The sequence below is a fragment of the Burkholderia sp. Ac-20379 genome (genome assembly GCF_017104645.1).
GTDB lineage: Bacteria > Pseudomonadota > Gammaproteobacteria > Burkholderiales > Burkholderiaceae > Burkholderia.
This window is the reverse complement of the sequence record NZ_JAAGPF010000757.1, coordinates 1-1,028: the sequence shown is the minus strand read 5'-3', so window position 1 is coordinate 1,028 and position 1,028 is coordinate 1. Positions and strand designations below refer to the sequence as shown.

Here is a 1,028-nt window from a genome sequence, read left to right as displayed (position 1 = left end):
CGCGCAGGCCCAGGCCGTGCGGCTCGAACAGGCGGGGCTGGGCGAATCGGGCCGTGCGCTGCGGGCGCTGGCGCACGGGCTGCACGGCGCGGAGCCGGCGGCGCTGCCGACGCAACTGGGCTGGCTGACGCTGCTGCTGTGCGGCATCGCCGAGTCATGAAGGGCCTCGCCCGGCGGCGTCGCACGCCGCCGGGCGATACGAATAACAGGGGGCGCGGCCGGCATAGCGTGACGCCGGCCGCGCCGAACCATCAGCATGTCGCCCGGCCGCGATGCGGCGGGCGACACGAGAGTCAGGCGCGGCGCAGGCCCGCGCCGAGGATCCGAGGGAGAGCACGCGATGCGTCGTTTTGAATTGATCGAAGGCAAATCCAGCAAATTCTGGGAAGTCGAGCCGGCCGGCTCGGACCTCAACCTGCGCTGGGGCCGCATCGGCACGGCCGGGCAGAGCCAGACCAAATCGTTCGCCGACGAGGCGAAGGCGCGCGCCGCGCTCGACAAGCTCGTCAAGGAAAAGACCGGCAAGGGCTATGCCGAAGTGGCCGTGGCGGCCGGGGCCGGCATCGGCGCCACCGCACCGAAGCCCGCGACGGCGGCCGCGCCGCAGGCGACGAACGCCGCGGCCTCGCCGATGACGCCGCCCGGCGACGCGAGCGAGCGCGTCGATACCGATGCCGATGCCGATGCGGTCGCCGTCGTCGAGGACGATCCGGCTGCGGCCGTCGACACCGCCTTGACGGCCGAGGCCGAGGCCCACGCCGAGCCCGAGCTGCCCCAAACCGCGAGCCTGGACGCGCAATGCGACCAGGTCTTCAATGCCGTGCGCGAGCAGATCGTGTCGGGCGAGATGGCGGCGGGCGAAACGGTGTCGGCCACGCAGCTCAAGCGCCGCTTCGGGGTCAGCGAGCGCGGCGAGGAGATGGAAAGCGACCTGCTCAAATCGAACGGCCTGCTGTATGGCTGGGGAAAGGAGCACAGCATCCACGAAAGCGCGCAGGCGCGCGCGGCCGCGATCGCGCCGCGCACCG

At 72.5% G+C, this 1,028-nt stretch carries 1 protein-coding gene; it reads left to right on the top strand.

Annotated elements, in window-relative coordinates; all coding sequences use genetic code 11:
• Positions 1-340: 340 nt before the first annotated feature.
• On the top strand, positions 341-1,028 hold a 688-nt coding region (locus G3N92_RS34440), incomplete at its 3' end, for a WGR domain-containing protein (RefSeq protein ID WP_206131928.1).